Origin of the sequence: Mycobacterium heidelbergense (assembly GCF_010730745.1) — a bacterium.
GTDB lineage: Bacteria > Actinomycetota > Actinomycetes > Mycobacteriales > Mycobacteriaceae > Mycobacterium > Mycobacterium heidelbergense.
In genome coordinates this window covers 1,481,220-1,496,232 of record NZ_AP022615.1, presented here as the reverse complement: position 1 = coordinate 1,496,232, position 15,013 = coordinate 1,481,220, and the positions used below count along the sequence as shown (strand labels likewise).

Annotated in this window: 16 protein-coding genes and 1 riboswitch; of the genes, 8 read left to right on the top strand and 8 right to left on the bottom strand. The window is 68.4% G+C overall.

The window, feature by feature from the left end:
• Positions 1-9: 9 nt before the first annotated feature.
• From G6N25_RS07165 to G6N25_RS07150, 4 genes are all read left to right on the top strand, one after another.
• A complete protein-coding gene (locus G6N25_RS07165; protein WP_083074201.1) occupies positions 10-750 on the top strand; it encodes a Crp/Fnr family transcriptional regulator in 741 nt (246 codons plus the stop codon).
• 195 nt (positions 751-945) lie between these two features.
• The gene (locus tag G6N25_RS07160) at positions 946-3,264 is read left to right on the top strand and encodes a nitric-oxide reductase large subunit (protein WP_083074202.1); all 2,319 of its coding nucleotides are present in this window, start codon (positions 946-948) and stop codon (positions 3,262-3,264) included.
• A 3-nt stretch (positions 3,265-3,267) separates the two neighbouring features.
• On the top strand, positions 3,268-3,894 hold the full coding sequence (locus G6N25_RS07155) for a hypothetical protein (RefSeq protein WP_083074203.1): 627 nt from the start codon (positions 3,268-3,270) through the stop codon (positions 3,892-3,894).
• Positions 3,891-4,688: a slipin family protein gene (locus G6N25_RS07150; RefSeq protein ID WP_083074204.1), complete on the top strand. Its 798-nt coding sequence runs from the start codon at positions 3,891-3,893 to the stop codon at positions 4,686-4,688. Before G6N25_RS07155 ends, G6N25_RS07150 begins: the two co-directional genes overlap by 4 nt.
• Positions 4,689-4,712: 24 nt before the next feature.
• Here the strand turns inward: G6N25_RS07150 and G6N25_RS07145 are convergent, their stop codons facing one another.
• Positions 4,713-5,969: a cytochrome P450 gene (locus tag G6N25_RS07145; protein ID WP_083074205.1), complete on the bottom strand. Its 1,257-nt coding sequence runs from the start codon at positions 5,967-5,969 to the stop codon at positions 4,713-4,715.
• A gap of 216 nt (positions 5,970-6,185) precedes the next feature.
• On the opposite strand from G6N25_RS07145, the gene G6N25_RS07140 reads away from it, so the two are divergent.
• A complete protein-coding gene (locus G6N25_RS07140) occupies positions 6,186-7,604 on the top strand; it encodes a WS/DGAT/MGAT family O-acyltransferase (protein WP_083074244.1) in 1,419 nt (472 codons plus the stop codon).
• Between the two features lie 9 nt (positions 7,605-7,613).
• Entirely contained in the window at positions 7,614-8,051 is a 438-nt protein-coding gene (locus tag G6N25_RS07135; RefSeq protein ID WP_083074206.1) for a group III truncated hemoglobin, read from the top strand.
• 36 nt (positions 8,052-8,087) lie between these two features.
• Here G6N25_RS07135 and G6N25_RS07130 read toward each other — a convergent pair whose 3' ends face one another.
• From G6N25_RS07130 to thiC, 5 genes are all read right to left on the bottom strand, one after another.
• Positions 8,088-8,912 (bottom strand): class I SAM-dependent methyltransferase, encoded by an 825-nt coding sequence (locus tag G6N25_RS07130; protein WP_083074207.1) that lies wholly within the window; start codon positions 8,910-8,912, stop codon positions 8,088-8,090.
• Entirely contained in the window at positions 8,912-9,514 is a 603-nt protein-coding gene (locus tag G6N25_RS07125; RefSeq protein ID WP_083074208.1) for a DUF2249 domain-containing protein, read from the bottom strand. Before G6N25_RS07125 ends, G6N25_RS07130 begins: the two co-directional genes overlap by 1 nt.
• Positions 9,515-9,729: 215 nt before the next feature.
• A complete protein-coding gene (locus G6N25_RS07120) occupies positions 9,730-10,365 on the bottom strand; it encodes an alpha/beta hydrolase family protein (protein WP_083074209.1) in 636 nt (211 codons plus the stop codon).
• On the bottom strand, positions 10,362-11,189 hold the full coding sequence (gene thiD, locus G6N25_RS07115) for a bifunctional hydroxymethylpyrimidine kinase/phosphomethylpyrimidine kinase (RefSeq protein WP_083074210.1): 828 nt from the start codon (positions 11,187-11,189) through the stop codon (positions 10,362-10,364). Before thiD ends, G6N25_RS07120 begins: the two co-directional genes overlap by 4 nt.
• A complete protein-coding gene (gene thiC / locus G6N25_RS07110) occupies positions 11,186-12,826 on the bottom strand; it encodes a phosphomethylpyrimidine synthase ThiC (protein WP_083074211.1) in 1,641 nt (546 codons plus the stop codon). The genes thiD and thiC overlap by 4 nt, the downstream gene beginning before the upstream one ends.
• Positions 12,817-12,927: riboswitch (TPP riboswitch) on the bottom strand. It overlaps the preceding gene by 10 nt.
• Before the next feature lie 118 nt (positions 12,928-13,045).
• Here thiC and G6N25_RS07105 point away from each other — a divergent pair.
• Positions 13,046-13,753, top strand: coding sequence for a PAS and ANTAR domain-containing protein (locus tag G6N25_RS07105; RefSeq protein WP_083074212.1), 708 nt, complete (start codon positions 13,046-13,048; stop codon positions 13,751-13,753).
• Positions 13,754-13,759: 6 nt separating this feature from the next.
• Here the strand turns inward: G6N25_RS07105 and G6N25_RS07100 are convergent, their stop codons facing one another.
• Positions 13,760-14,035, bottom strand: coding sequence for a hypothetical protein (locus tag G6N25_RS07100; RefSeq protein ID WP_142272641.1), 276 nt, complete (start codon positions 14,033-14,035; stop codon positions 13,760-13,762).
• A 63-nt stretch (positions 14,036-14,098) separates the two neighbouring features.
• Here G6N25_RS07100 and G6N25_RS07095 point away from each other — a divergent pair, with 63 nt between their 5' ends.
• Entirely contained in the window at positions 14,099-14,428 is a 330-nt protein-coding gene (locus G6N25_RS07095) for an Rv1535 domain-containing protein (RefSeq protein ID WP_232065708.1), read from the top strand.
• Positions 14,429-14,447: 19 nt separating this feature from the next.
• Here G6N25_RS07095 and G6N25_RS07090 read toward each other — a convergent pair whose 3' ends face one another.
• The gene (locus G6N25_RS07090) at positions 14,448-14,903 is read right to left on the bottom strand and encodes a hypothetical protein (protein WP_163672395.1); all 456 of its coding nucleotides are present in this window, start codon (positions 14,901-14,903) and stop codon (positions 14,448-14,450) included.
• Positions 14,904-15,013: the final 110 nt, after the last annotated feature.

The following is a 15,013-nucleotide window of genomic DNA, read 5'->3' as shown; positions in this document are numbered from 1 at the left end:
TGGCCCGCGGTGACCGAGTTGCGAAAGGCCATCGCGTCCGTCCCCATGTTCGACGGGCTCGACGCCGCGCACGTGGACTTTCTGGCCGCGCGGAGCCGCGCGATCTTTCTGCCCTCGGGTCAGGTGCTGTTCCGTAAGGGAACGCCATCGACGGGTTTCTACATGGTTCACGAGGGCCTCATGCAGCTTTCGGTGTCCAACTCCGAAGGCGTGCTGAAGGTGCTGGAAATCCTGCGTCCGGGAAGCGCTTTCGGCCATGCGGTCATGTTCGTCCGCGAACCGTATCCGGTGGACGCCACCGCCCTGGCCGATGCGCGGCTGGTGTTCGTCCCGGCCGCCGCGGTCGACCGGGTCCTCGACGACGACCCGGGGATGGCGCGCATCATGCTGGCCTCGATGGCGCGGCGGCTGCAAAGCAAGATCCAGGACATCGCCATGCTGTCCCTGCAATCCGCGACCCAGCGGATCGTGGCCTACATCCTCGGCGCGGCCGGGGCCGGGTCCTACGACCTGGGCGGGGGAGCCGCCCCGCCGGCAGGCGAGGCAAGCCTCGACGCGCGGTCGACCCGCATCGAGCTGCCCGCCCTCAAACACGTCCTCGCATCGCGGCTGGGCATGACGCCCGAAACCTTCTCCCGCGCGATGCGCGCCCTCTCCGAGAAGGGCCTGATCCGTGCCGACGGCGCCGTCATCGAGATTCCCGACATCGCCGCTTTGGACTCCTATACCCGGAGTGGCTCGATTCTGTGACCACAGCCATAGGGCCGACTTGATCTATGTCAAACCCGCCGTCCCCCAAGGTTCGTAGCGTGGGCCCGTTGCGCGAGCACGAAGGGAAACCGCGGCAAGGACGCCACTGCCTGAGACCATCACAGCCCCAATCCGAGTACTGTGACTGCGTCGCGTATCAGACATCTGGCAATACACGCGAAAGAGGTCGTCGCCATGTCAGAACACCCGGCACATTCATCGCAGCCATTGGTCGGACGGGGATGGGTCCAGGGTGTCGCCCTGGTGATGATCTTCGGCTTCCTGGTGATGGGCATCCTGGCCTATCGGACCTACACGGCAGCGATGCCGATGCCCGACAGGGTGGTCAGCGAATCCGGTCAGCCGCTGTTCACCGGCGACGACATCACCCGCGGGCAGGAGCTCTACCAAGCCCGGGGGCTGATGGAGTACGGGTCGGTGTTGGGCCACGGCGCCTACCTCGGGCCCGACTACACGGCCGAATACCTGCGCATGGCCACCGACGACGTCGCCGATCAGCTGCGGGCGCAGGGTCTGGTCGACCCGCGCGACCGCGTGGTCACCGAGTTCCGCACCAACCGGTACAACCCCGACACCAAGACGCTGGTGTTCACCGACCGCCAGGCCGCCGCGTTCGGCCGCATCCAAAGCCATTACGCGGCCTACTTCGGTGAGAACTCGACCAAGTACGGGCTGCTGCCGCAGCTGATCACCGACAAGGCGCAGATCCGCCAGTTGACGGCGTTCTTCGCGTGGACGGCGTGGGCCGCGGCGGCCGAGCGCCCCGGGCACAGGTACAGCTACACCAACAACTGGCCGGCCGAGCCTCGGGTCGACAACGGCCCGACCGCGGCGGTGGTCGTGTGGTCGGCGCTGTCGCTGATCGCGCTGCTGGGCGGCATCGGAATCATGTTCGCCGTCTACGGGCGCTGGAGCCAGAAGGTCGGCTGGCACGGCGCCGAGGCGTCCACGCTGTCGTTCCGCCAACCCGGCGAGGTGAGCCTGACGCCGGCGCAGCGGGCGACCATCTGGTTCTTCGCGATCGTGTCGGTGCTGTTTTTGGCCCAGACGCTGCTCGGTGCGGCCGCCGAGCACTACCGCGCCGATTTGTCGACGTTCTTCGGCCTGGACCTGGCCCGGCTGCTGCCCTATAACCTGGCCCGCACCTGGCACCTGCAGCTGGCGTTGTTCTGGACCGCGGCGGCGTTTCTGGCGGGTGGCATCTTCCTGGTGCCGTTCATCGCCCGCCGCGAGCCGCGCCGACAGGGCCTGCTCGCCTACGTCCTGCTGGGCGCCGTCGCCGTGGTCGTGTTCGGCTCGCTGATCTGCGAGGGGCTCTCCATCTACGGCGTGATCCCCGCGGGTGGGCTGTTCTCCCAGCAGTGGGAGTACCTCGACCTGCCGCGGCTCTGGCAGATCCTGCTGATCGTCGGCCTGTTCGTGTGGATCGCGATCATCTGGCGGGGCATGCGCGCCCGGCTCAAGGGCGAGTCGAAGATGAACATGCCGTGGCTGTTCTTCTTCTCCGGGCTGGCGATTCCGGCGTTCTACGCCGTCGGGCTACTGGCCGGCAGCGACACCCACTACACCGTCGCCGACTTCTGGCGGTTCTGGGTGGTGCACCTGTGGGTCGAGGACTTCCTCGAACTGTTCACCACCGTGATGGTGGCCTACATGTTCGTGCTGCTGGGCGTGGTGCGCGAGCGAATCGCGTTGGGCGTGATCTTCCTTGACGTCATCCTGTACTCCGCGGGCGGCGTCATCGGCACCATGCACCACCTGTACTTCTCCGGCACCCCGGTGGAGCACATGGCGCTGGGCGCGTTCTTCTCGGCGGCCGAGGTCATTCCGCTGACCTTCCTGACTGTCGAGGCGTGGGCGTTCCTGCAGCTGGGCGCGCGCCAGCAGTCCGGCGACGCCAACCCCTTCCCGCACCGCTGGGCGGTGATGTTCCTCGTCGCGGTGGGCTTCTGGAACTTCTTGGGGGCGGGCATCTTCGGGTTCCTGATCAACCTGCCGATCGTGTCCTACTACCAGATCGGCACCGCGCTGACGGCCAACCACGCGCATGCGGCGATGATGGGCGTGTACGGCATGCTCGCCGTCGGCCTGGCGATTTTCGCGTTCCGCTATGTCATCCCCGCCGACAAGTGGCCGGAGAAGCTGGCGCGAATCTCCTTCTGGTGTATGAACATCGGCCTGGCGTGGATGGTGTTCGTCACCTTGTTGCCGCTGGGTGTGCTGCAGCTGTACCACTCGGTCAACGACGGCTACTTCGAGGCCCGCTCGCTGGGCTACATCACCAGACCCGGCAACGCGGTGCTCGAATGGCTGCGGCTGCCCGGCGACGTCATCCTGATCGTCGGCGGTGTGCTGCCGTTCGTCTGGATCGCGTGGACCGCGCTGCGCAACTTCCGTTCCGGTTCGACCGTTCAAGAATTGCCCGAACATCCGCTCTACACCGAGGTTCCGGCCGAGTCCACAACCGGCTCGGCGGCGGCGGCGAAGGACTGACCGATGGCCGCGCCAGCCGCGTCCGTGTGGCTCATCGCCGGCTATTCGCTGGCGCTGCTGGCCATCGGGTGGAGTTTCGACTCGATGGCGCGACGGGCGTCGGCGCGCGCGGCGCTCTGGCGCACGGGCCGATTCACCTACCGCCCCGACCACGACGCCTGGGTGTGCCCGCAGGACCACTGGCTATGGCCGAGCTCGTTCGATCCCAAACACCGGGTCATGCGATACCGGGCGTTGCCGGTGGTGTGTAACAGCTGTCCCGTCAAGTCGACGTGCACGACATCGGATCACGGCCGCGAGGTCAGCCGCGAGATCGACCCGTGGCCGCATTCGGACGCCGGGCGGTTTCATCGCGGAATCGCCTGCTGCGTGGTGGCGTTCGGCATCGTGCTGCCGCTGGCCACGTTGGTCGCGAGCCATTCGGTCGGCGACGTGCTGGTGCTGGCGGGCACGGTGCTGGTCGTCGTCCTGCTGGGGCTGCCGCTGGCCCGCCATCTGTGGAACACTCCGTCCAACGCGCCGGATTACCTGCCGCACCGCACCGCCATCGAGGACCAGGTGGCGGCCGCGATCGACCGGTACTCCACGCGCTGGGGAGGCTGGCAAGGCAAGGAAGACAGGACCTCATGACCGCACTGGTGATTGGCGTCATCGCCACGGGGATCGCGATACTGGCCGTGCTCGGGTTGCTGTCGCTGACGGTCCTGCGCGAGTACGAACGCGGGGTGGTGTTCCGGATGGGTCATGTGCGCCCGCTGTATCGTCCCGGGCTTCGCTTCCTGATTCCGCTGGTGGACAAGATGATTCGAGTCGATCAGCGGCTGGTGACGCTGACCATCCCCCCGCAGGAGGTGATCACCCGCGACAACGTGCCGGCCCGCGTCAACGCGGTGGTCATGTTCCAGGTGATGGAACCGCTCAAGGCGATCCTGGCGGTGGAGAACTACGCCGTCGCGACCTCCCAGATCGCGCAGACGACGCTGCGTTCGCTGCTCGGGCGGGCCGACCTCGACACCTTGCTGGCGCACCGTGAAGACCTCAACAGCGATTTGCGCACGATCATCGAAAAGCAAACGGAGCCATGGGGCATCCAGGTCCGGGTGGTCGAGATCAAAGACGTCGAGATCCCGGAGTCGATGCAGCGCGCGATGGCCCGCGAGGCCGAAGCCGAACGGGAACGCCGGGCCAAAGTCATCAACGCCCGCGGGGAGCTGCAGGCGTCCGAGGAGCTGCGGGAAGCCGCCGAAACCCTGTCCAAGAGCCCGGCGTCGCTGCAATTGCGTTACCTGCAAACGCTTCTGGAATTGGGCGCCGACCAGAACTCAACGGTGGTGTTCCCGCTGCCGGTCGACATCATCACCCCGTTCTTGCGACACCCGGAGGTGTTGCACAACATCGCCAGCGCGCTACACGACACTCCCTGAGGGCGAATGCCGTTGCGGGGGCGGTCAGTTCCCGCCCCGTGGGCCGGTGCCCTGGTAATCGACCTGCCAGTGTTTGATGCCGTTGAGCCATCCCGACCGCAGCCGCTGCGGTGTCGAGAGCGGCGCGAGATTGGGCATGTGGTCGGCGATGGCGTTGAACATGAGGCCGATCGTCAGCCTGGCCAGGTTGGCGCCGATGCAGTAGTGCTCGCCGCCGCCGCCGAATCCGACGTGCGGGTTGGGGTCGCGCAGGATGTTGAACGTGTACGGATCGGTGAACACGTCCTCGTCGAAGTTGGCCGAGCGGTAGAACATCAGCACCCGCTGGCCCTTCTTGATCGTCACCCCGGACAGCTCGTAGTCGGCGAGCGCGGTGCGCTGAAAGCAGGTCACCGGGGTGGCCCAGCGCACGATCTCGTCGACGGCGGTCTCCGGGCGCTCCCTCTTGAACAGCTCCCACTGGTCGGGGTGATCGCAGAACGCCATCATGCCCTGGGTGATCGTGTTGCGGGTGGTCTCGTTGCCGGCCACCGCGAGCATCACCACGAAAAACCCGAATTCGTCGTCGGACAGCTTCTCGCCGTCGATGTCGGCCTCGATCAGCGACGTGACGATGTCGTCGCCCGGGTTTTTGGCCTTGATCGCGGCCATCCCCATCGCGTAGGCGATCAGCTCCGCCGAGGTGGCTTTCGGGTTGATGTGGGCGTATTCGGGGTCGTCGTTGCCGGTCATCTCGTTCGACCACTCGAACAGCTTGTTGCGGTCCTCCTGCGGCACGCCGAGCAGGCCGGCGATCGCCTGCAGCGGCAGTTCGCACGACACCTGTTCGACGAAGTCGCCGGAGCCCGCGGCGGCGGCGGCCTTCGCGATGTTCTGCGCGCGCTCGTTGAGCTCGTCGCGCAGCCGGCCGATGGCCCGCGGGGTGAACCCGCGCGAGATGATCTTGCGCAGCCGGGTGTGGTGCGGCGCGTCCATGTTGAGCATCACGTATCGCTGGACCTCGATGTCCTCGCGGGCGATGTCGTCGCTGAACCGCGGGATCACGCCGTTTTGCCAGCTGGAGAACACGTCGCTGCGCAGCGATATCTCCTTGACGTCCTTGTGCTTGGTCACCACCCAGTGGCCGCCGTCGTTGAAGCCGCCGGCCTTGCCCGGGGTCTGCTCGCACCACCACACGGGCGCCGTTCGGCGCAGCTCGGCCAGCTCTTCGACCGGTAGGCGGTGCGCGTAGATGTCGGGGTCGGTGAAATCGAACCCGGGCGCCAGGTTGGGGTGGGCCATGACAACCTCCTGTGGGTGAGAGTATCTAGTCCGATTAGACCTGGGTAACGCCGCAGGAAAAAGGTACTTTAGTCACTTCTCTCCGCCGCCGAATAGAACGCGTTCTATATCGCGCTGACGAGCCGACTTGGGGACTTTCGGCCCTGCCGCCGCCGGGCCGGCGGCGCGGAGAATAGTGTTACTGCAAGTTGCATATAAGCTGTGGAGATGGTGGCCGTGGACCAGTTGACAATCCTTGACGCGGGCTTTCTCAAGGCGGAGGATTCCGATCGGCACGTGAGCCTGGCGATCGGTGGTCTGGCGGTCATCGAGGGGCTGATCCCGGACCGCGATGCGCTGATGTCCACGCTCGAGCAGCGGATCCGCGCGTGCCCCCGGTTCGGGCAGCGGCTGCGCATGCGCCCGCTCGATCTCGGCGCGCCCGAATGGGTGGACGATCCCGGCTTCGATCTCGCGCGTCACGTGCGGCACATCGCCCTGCCGCGGCCCGGCGACGACCGGGAGCTGTTCCAGCTCGCCGCCGACGTCATCTCCCGGCGCCTCGACCGGGATCGGCCGCTGTGGGAAATCTGGGTCATCGAGGGCCTCAGCGACAACCGGTGGGCGATGCTGACCAAGATCCACCATTGCATGGCCGACGGAATCGCCGCCACCCACATGCTCGCCGGCCTGTGCGACCCGGCCGCCAACGGCATCCACGACAGCTTCGCGCGCCGGGTCGGCGCCGCCAAGCAGCCCAAGGCGCAGGGAATCCTACGGGTCGTGTCGGACGTGAATCCGCTGAAAGTGCTGGGCGGCCTGTGGAATGCCTCGGCCGCCGTCGCCGCCACCACCGCCCGCACGGCCCTGGGCGCCGCCGAAATCGCGGCCGGTCTGCTGCGTCCCGCCGCGACGTCGCTGAACGGGCCGATAACCAATTTGCGCCGCTACAGCGCCGCGCGGGTTCCCCTGGCCGACGTCGCGCAGGTGTGCCGGGCGTTCGACGTGTCCGTCAACGATGTCGCGCTGGCCGCGATCACCGAGAGCTACCGCAACGTCCTCGTCCAGCGTGGCGAGCATCCCCAGCCCGATGCGCTTCGCTCGTTGGTGCCGGTGTCGATGCGGTCCGTCGACGCGTTCGACAAGACCGACAACCGCGTCTCGGTGATGCTGCCGTACCTGCCGGTCGAAGAGCGGAACCCGGTGCAGCGGCTGCGGATTGTCCATTCCCGATTGGATCGCACGAAGTCTCACGGACAGCACCAGGCGGGTCATGCGTTGGTGTCGGTCGCCAACCGCATCCCATTTCCCTTGACCGCGTGGGCCGTCCGTCTGTTGACCCGGTTGCCGCAGCGCGGCGTCGCCATCTTGACGACGAATGTCCCCGGCCCCCGCGAACCGCTGCACTTCATGGGGCGGCGCGTGCTGAGCGTGTTCCCGGTTCCGCCGATCGCGATGCAACTACGAACGGGGGTGGCAATGCTCAGCTACGCCGACGACCTGTCCTTCGGCATCCTTGCCGACTACGACGCCGGGGCCGACGTCGACACGCTGGCCCGCGGAATCGAAGCCGCGGTGGCACGCCTGGTGGCGAGCAGCAAGAGACGGAAGACCGCGCGCGACCGCGGCGGGCTGACGCTCGTCGCGAACGTGTAGCCGGCGCCCATGACCGAGCCCCACGCGCCAGACGACCGGGCGGTCGCGGACCTGACCGGCCGCGCGGACGTCGAGGCCTTGTTGCATCGGTTTTATGACCGGGTGATGGTCGACGACGTCCTTATCGGGCCGTTCGCCGAGCTGCGGGCCGGCGGGCTGGACTCGCATATCCCGGTGATGGCCGACTTCTGGCAGACCGTGCTGTTTCGCGCCGGACTGTACCGGGGCAGCGCGTTGCACGCCCACCGGCGCGTGCATCAACAAACCCCGCTGAGCGGGCGCCACTTCGTCCGCTGGCTGACCGTGTGGAACGAAACCGTCGACGAGATGTTTCGGGGACCCGTCGCCGAGCACGCGAAAATCCAGGCCGCCAGGATCGCCTGGGCCATGCACCGGCGGCTGACGGGCACCGACGCGCCGGAACTCGACACCCTGGTCGCGCGCTGAACTAAGGAATTCCGTGACCGCACAAGCGGTTTCGGGTCAGCCGGCGTCGCCGGCGGGCTTGTGGGCCACGATCGCGACGGCGATCAATCGTTCGCGGTGTCGGCGGAAGGTGCTCCGCATCTGGGCCACTCGCCGGCGGGCTTCGCGGTGGATCGACAGGTTTATGACAAACCGCAACGCCCGTGGGAGGCCTTCGTCGGCGATCAGGCGCCGCGGCTGCAACAGCGCCATCGGCGCCGTCGCGACACGGTCGACGACCAGACCGTGGTCGGTGAGCAGCCGGGTCCACTCGGCGACCGTCAAGGGGCGGGCGTTGACCTTGATCGCGCGGGCAAGCGATTGGCGGACATCGGTTTTGACCTCATCGGAGACGGTGTCGGGCGTCAACGCGAGTTCGTGGATGGCGTAGCGGCCGCCCGGCCGCAGCACCCGTGCGGCCTCGGCCACGATGGCGTGTTTGGCCGGATCGCCCTGCATTGTCAGCATCGCCTCACCGATGACGACGTCCCTGCTGGCGTCGGGCAGCCCGGTGTCGGACGCGTCGGCGACCCGGACCTCGCCCCGCCCGGCAACGACGTCGCGGACCGACCGGGCGGCGTCGGGGTCTTGCTCGGCCCCGACGTACGACCGGGGCCGGCGGGCGAGGATCTCGGTCGCGGTGCGGCCGAGACCCGGGGCCAGCTCCAGCACGTCGGCGTCGGGCACCCGGGCGTCGGCCAGCAGCGTGCGGGTGAGCCCGATGCCGCCGGGGCGCAACACCCGCTTGCCCAAGCGCGCCAGCAGCCAGTGCCCCTGCACGGCGTCGTCGCCGCGGCTCGACCGCGGCAGCTTGCCGGGATCGTTGTCGACGACGCCGCTCATCAGGCGTGCCGCACGGTCGGGGTAAGCGGCAGGATCTCCCGCTTCTGGTGCACGGTCAGGTAGCGCAATCCGTCCGGGCCTGCGGTGAATTGGCGCCGCGACCGGCGCGGGAGCCAGAGCAGCGCACCGGGGGCCAGCTCGATCGTGCCCTCTTCGGTGGTCAGCCGGCCGCTGCCGGACAGCACGTGGACCAAAACGTCCACGTCGGCCCCCGTGTGTGCGTCGATCCCGCCGTTGGGCGCCAGCGTGATGACGTTCGAGTCCAGGTCGCGGTCGCGGACGTCCAGCTTCCACGCCACCCCGGCCACGTCCGGTTCCGCGTCGGCGCCCGCGATGTCGGCGGTGTTCGTCAGAACCCGCGGCAGCGGCGTGGCGGTGAGCTTGCCGATCCGGATCCGCCAGACCGTCGGGCCCCGCTCGACGTACTCCCATCGGTAGCCGCCGGCGTAATCGGCCTCGAACTCGTCGCGCAGGTGGCGGGGATCATGATTGTTGACCAACACGAACGATCCGCCGACCGGCAGGTCGGCATAGGTGGCGAAGATCGTCGGGTGCTTGTCGGGCTTGCTTAGCTGTCGCACGTCGAGTTCGTTGTCGACCATGGGGGTTTCGCGCCTTCCGAAGTTTTTACAAGCATACTTGTGTAAACACTACCGCATGGTCGCGCGATAGGGAAGCCGGGTGAACTCGCGGCTCAGGTGATTTCAGCGAGCCGGGGAATCACCTCGTCGCCGAGGCGGCGGATGAAGCCGACGGGGTCGGGGTTGCCGGGAAGCGGACCTCGGCGCGCCGGCGGCCGGGGCCGGACGAGTCGCCCTCACGTTTGGCGACGCAGCAGGCGCAGCGCCGCATCGACGGCGAGCGCTGGCACGTCGAGGGTCTTCGAGCGCAAATCGTGCCGGGCGCCGGTGATCTCGACGACCTCGGTGGGCGCGGCGATCAGGGCCGCGGCGTCGCGCACCTCGCCCGGCGTGCCGAAGGGATCCGACGTCCCGTGGGTGAACACGGTCGGCACCGTGATGTCGGGCAGGTGCTCGGTGCGGGGGCGCTCCGGCTTGCCCGGCGGATGCACCGGGTAGGAGAACAGCGCCAGCACGTCCACCCGAGCCTCGCCGCCGGCGACCACCATCGACGTCTGCCGCCCCCCGTAGGAGTGTCCGCCGGCGATCAGCGGGCCGTCGGCGAGGCCGCGGCACACCGCGATCGCCTCGACGATCCCCGCGCGGTCGGTGGCGGCCGACCCCGACGGCGGGCCGCTGGGCCGGCGCCGCCGGTAGGGCAGGTTGTAGCGCACCGCGAACCAGCCGCGTCGCGCCCATTCGTCGCAAACCCGTTGCAGCAGCGGGGATTCCCGATCGCCTCCGGCGCCGTGGGTCAGCACGACGACGCCGTTGGGGTCGCCGGCCGGCCGGTGTGCGATGCCCGCGATCTGCTCGAGGAGGCGGGCAATCATGTGAGCCGGAACAGGGGCGAGACCGGGCCGTGCCCGTGGCCCAACGGGTAGGCGGCGCGCAGGCATTCGGTGACCCACCGCTTCCCAAAGCCGACCGCGTCGGGCACGCTGAACCCGTGCGCCAGCGCGCAAGCGATCGCGGCCGCCAGCGTGTCGCCGCCGCCGTGGTCGTTTCCGCTGGGGATGCGCTCCGCGTCGAACTCGTGGAAATCCGCGCCGTCATAAAGCAGGTCGCGGCTGCGATCCGAGGATCGCAGGTGCCCGCCCTTGACCAACACCCACCGCGGGCCCAGCGCGTGCAGCGCCGTGGCCGCCGCGCGCTGCGAGTCGGCGTCGACCACGTCGACATCCACGAGCAGCCGCACCTCGTCCAGGTTCGGCGTCACCAGCGTGGCCAACGGAAACAGGTGAGTGCGAAGCGAATCCAGGGCCGAGGGCGCCATGAGCGCGTCTCCGTGCATGGACGCGCACACCGGATCGACGACGAGCGGAATCGCCAGCCCGAGCCGGCGCCAGGTCGCGGCGACCGTGTCGATGATGCCCGACGACGCCAGCATCCCGGTCTTGGCGGCCTGAATGCCGACGTCGGTGACCACCGCGTCGATCTGGTCGGCGACCACCTCGCCGGGAACCTCGTGAAAACCCTGTACGCCCAACGTGTTCTGCACCGTGACCGCGGTGACCGCGACGCACGCGTGCACGCCCAGCAGCGCCATGGTGCGCAGGTCGGCCTGGATGCCCGCACCGCCACCCGAGTCCGATCCGGCGATGGTCAGCACCCGCCGGGGCGTGGTACCCGGCGACGGCACAGGCAGGTAACTCACTGTGTAAGCGGCAGATACACCCGGTTGCCGTGCTCGGCGAACTCGCGCGACTTGTCCTGCATGGCCGCCTCGATCGCTTCCTCGCTGTCGAGCCCGTGCGCGGCCGCGTAGTCCCGCACGTCCTGGGTGATCCGCATCGAGCAGAACTTCGGCCCACACATCGAGCAGAAGTGCGCCGTCTTCGCCGGTTCGGCCGGCAGCGTCTCGTCGTGGAATTCCCGCGCGGTGTCGGGATCCAACGACAACGCGAACTGGTCGTTCCAGCGGAACTCGAACCGCGCCGTGGAGAGCGCGTCGTCGCGCTCCTGGGCCCGCGGGTGCCCCTTGGCCAGGTCCGCCGAGTGCGCAGCGATCTTGTAGGCGATCACCCCGTCCTTGACGTCCTTGCGGTCCGGCAGGCCCAGGTGCTCCTTGGGGGTCACGTAGCACAGCATCGCGGTGCCGGCCTGCGCGATGATGGCCGCGCCGATCGCCGACGTGATGTGGTCGTAGGCCGGCGCGATGTCGGTGGCCAAGGGGCCCAGCGTGTAGAAGGGGGCCTCCTCGCACAGCTCCTCTTCCAGCCGCACGTTCTCGACGATCTTGTGCATCGGGATGTGTCCCGGTCCCTCGATCATCACCTGTGCCCCACGGGCTTTCGCGATCTTGGTCAGCTCGCCCAGGGTGCGCAGCTCGGCGAACTGCGCGGCGTCGTTGGCGTCGGCGATCGAGCCCGGCCGCAGCCCGTCACCGAGCGAGAAGGTGACGTCGTAGCGGGCGAAGATGTCGCAGAGCTCCTCGAAGTTGGTGTAGAGGAACGACTCCCGGTGATGGGCCAGGCACCAGGCCGCCATGATGGACCCGCCGCGGGACACGATGCCGGTGACCCGCTTGGCGGTCAGCGGCACGTAGCGCAGCAGCACGCCGGCGTGCACGGTCATGTAGTCGACGCCCTGCTCGCACTGCTCGATCACGGTGTCGCGGTAGATCTCCCAGGTCAGCTCCGTCGGATCGCCCTTGGTCTTTTCCAGCGCCTGATAGATCGGCACCGTGCCGACCGGCACCGGCGAATTGCGCAGGATCCACTCGCGGGTTTCGTGAATGTTGCGGCCGGTGGACAGGTCCATGATGGTGTCGGCGCCCCAGCGGGTGGCCCACACCATCTTGTCGACCTCCTCGGCGATCGAGCTCGTCACCGCCGAGTTGCCGATGTTGGCGTTGACCTTCACCGCGAACGCCTTGCCGATGATCATCGGCTCGCTCTCGGGATGGTTGTGGTTGGCCGGGATCACCGCGCGGCCGCGGGCGACCTCGTCGCGCACCAGCTCGGCGGGCAGGTCCTCGCGGGCGGCGATGAACGCCATCTCGGCGGTGATCTCGCCGGCGCGGGCCCGCTGCAGCTGGGTGCCGCGGTCGCGCACCACCCCGGGCCGCGCCGGGAGCCCGGCCGTCAGGTCGATCGCCGCGTCCGGATCGGTGTAGGGCCCGGAGGTGTCGTAGAGGTCGAAGTGATCCCCGGTGGACAGGTTCACCCGCCGGAACGGCACCCTCAGACCGGCCCCGCCCGGGCCCTGAACGTCGCGGTACGCCTTGCTGCTGCCCGCGATGGGTCCGGTGGTCACGGACGGTGCGGCGGTTTTCGGCAAGGTCTCAGTCATTGTCATCTCCCTACGCCGGCATTACCCGGTCAGGTTCGTACGGTCGACGGCCCCTAGCCGTCCTCTCAGCGCACTCGGCGTGCGCTCCCGCGCCTGTTTACTTGGTTTGGCTGGATCGCCCGCACGCGACGTTACTCGCACGGCACGCGACGCGGCATGCGGGCGGCCTTCCCGACAGAGCGGTAGCCGCCGCTACCCACGAAATGGGAAGATGCACATGTGCAACAGCCCACGGGAACGGGTGCGTCGGCACCCGGGGCGAACCGCCAGCCGTCGACCGACGCCGCCGACGCTGCCAGCACGTACGCGAACGTCGGCACCTTCCGGTTCTGGTTCGACGGTCAGCGCTGGGAGTGGTCCGACGAGGTGGCCAGGATGCACGGCTACGAACCGGGGACCATCGTGCCGACGACCAAGCTGCTGTTGTCGCACAAGCATCCCGACGACCGCGCGCACGTCCAGGAGCTGCTCGACTACGCCTTGCGGTCGGCGGAGTCGTTTTCCAGCCGGCACCGGTTCATCGACACCGCGGGCAACGTGCACGACGCGATCGTGCTGGCCGACCGCATGCTCGACGACGCCGGCACGGTGGTGGGCACCGCCGGCTACTACATCGACCTCACCAACACCTTCGACGAGGCCCGGCAAGAGGCGCTCGACGTGGCCCTGCCGGACCTCTTCGAGAACCGCGCGTCGATCGAGCAGGCCAAGGGCGTGCTGATGTATGTCTACCGGGTCAGCGCCGACCAGGCCTTCCGCGTCCTGCAGTGGCGCTCGCAAGAGACCAACGTGAAGCTGCGGGCGCTCGCGAAGCAGCTACTCGCCGAAGTGACCACCCTGCCGTCGCCGCCGGCCGCCGCCCAAAGTCAGTTCGACCACGTGTTGCTGACGATGCACGAACGGATCCCCGCCGACGCCGCCGATTGACCGGCCCTAGGCCTCTTCCATCGCGTCGCCGAGTTCCTCCAGGAGCCGGTTGTGGTGGTTGCTCGCCAGGAGATGCCCCGCGGCGATGACCAGGGCGACCGGCCAGTCGATGAGCTCCAGCGCCGCCAGCGCGGCCAGACCCCCGTAGTAGGCCAACTGCTCTGGGCGCGGAATCTCCATCTGCCCGATCACCGGCACGTTCACCACGAAGGTTTCGCCCTCGCGGATCTTCTCCACCGCTTCGCGCTGGGAAATCCCTGTGCGCGACTTCTTTTCCGCCATCATTTGCCTTTCGGTAACGAAGGGTTTGCCGCCTCGCCGGGTCGTGAGGTCAACGTCGGACTTATGTCGACGACCGACTCCTCGGGCTTCTTGACCGATCCGCTCGTTTCGTCGATCGCTTTGGTGCTGCGGGTCCCGTTAGTTGAACTTTATGCGCTGCTTTGGCGCGTCGGGGTGGTGGAGATCCGGCAGCCCGATCGGGCGGCGCGCCGTTCGTCGCGGGCGCGTCAGGTCCGGGTGGCGGCGTGCCCGGCCGGCGCGGCGTGCCCCAACCTTGCGAAGCGCGGTTCGGAACGGCCATCGCGATGGTCGCCGCGGCGGCGCCCGGAGCCCGCCCCCACCCGGTTGGACCCGGCGGTGTGCGGCCGAGCGGTGACCGTGGTGACCGCTTAAACGGTTCCGTTCGGTCGGTTCAGTTGGTGCTGCGCAACGCGGCGGCGCCGGCCCGGCGCCCGGCCGCCTTCTTGGCCGCCGGCTTGCCGGCGGCCTTGCCGGCGGCCTTCTGCGGCACCGCTTTCTTGGCCGCGGGCTCCGACGGCACGGGCTTGAGGTTCGTCTTCGCCGACGCGGGCGGCTCGGGCTTGCGTTGCATCTTGTGCACCAACAACGCGCCGCCGCCGACGGCCAGCAGCACCGGCCACTCGACCAGGCCGGCCACACCGAGCGCACCCAAAGCCAACGCGGCGGCCGGCGTCGAGTGGCTGCCACTGCTGACTCCGCGCTTGATGCCCTCGGCGGCTCCCGTTACGCCGCCGACGATTCCGTTGACCGCGGCGCCGCCCACAGCGCCCGCGGCCGCCGTGGTCGCGTCCGCGGCGCGACCCACCGTCTTACCCACGTTCCGGACTGCCCCGCCGACGACACCCATGATGACTCCCTGGTATCCGATCGCTCTTACTGGGAACCGCGTCGGCAACCCGTATACCCGTTGAACGCGAGGTTAACAGCAACAACGAAATTGTTCTCTGCATGTATAAG

What these genes read in the sequence shown, in the direction of transcription:
- G6N25_RS07160 (WP_083074202.1), top strand. Translation starts at nt 946, where the DNA reads ATGTCAGAACACCCGGCACATTCATCGCAGCCATTGGTCGGACGGGGA.
- G6N25_RS07155 (WP_083074203.1), top strand. Translation starts at nt 3,268, where the DNA reads ATGGCCGCGCCAGCCGCGTCCGTGTGGCTCATCGCCGGCTATTCGCTG.
- G6N25_RS07150 (WP_083074204.1), top strand. Translation starts at nt 3,891, where the DNA reads ATGACCGCACTGGTGATTGGCGTCATCGCCACGGGGATCGCGATACTG.
- G6N25_RS07145 (WP_083074205.1), bottom strand. Translation starts at nt 5,969, where the DNA reads ATGGCCCACCCCAACCTGGCGCCCGGGTTCGATTTCACCGACCCCGAC.
- G6N25_RS07135 (WP_083074206.1), top strand. Translation starts at nt 7,614, where the DNA reads ATGACCGAGCCCCACGCGCCAGACGACCGGGCGGTCGCGGACCTGACC.
- G6N25_RS07130 (WP_083074207.1), bottom strand. Translation starts at nt 8,912, where the DNA reads ATGAGCGGCGTCGTCGACAACGATCCCGGCAAGCTGCCGCGGTCGAGC.
- G6N25_RS07125 (WP_083074208.1), bottom strand. Translation starts at nt 9,514, where the DNA reads ATGGTCGACAACGAACTCGACGTGCGACAGCTAAGCAAGCCCGACAAG.
- G6N25_RS07120 (WP_083074209.1), bottom strand. Translation starts at nt 10,365, where the DNA reads ATGATTGCCCGCCTCCTCGAGCAGATCGCGGGCATCGCACACCGGCCG.
- thiC (WP_083074211.1), bottom strand. Translation starts at nt 12,826, where the DNA reads ATGACTGAGACCTTGCCGAAAACCGCCGCACCGTCCGTGACCACCGGA.
- G6N25_RS07100 (WP_142272641.1), bottom strand. Translation starts at nt 14,035, where the DNA reads ATGGCGGAAAAGAAGTCGCGCACAGGGATTTCCCAGCGCGAAGCGGTG.
- G6N25_RS07095 (WP_232065708.1), top strand. Translation starts at nt 14,099, where the DNA reads ATGTCGACGACCGACTCCTCGGGCTTCTTGACCGATCCGCTCGTTTCG.
- G6N25_RS07090 (WP_163672395.1), bottom strand. Translation starts at nt 14,903, where the DNA reads ATGGGTGTCGTCGGCGGGGCAGTCCGGAACGTGGGTAAGACGGTGGGT.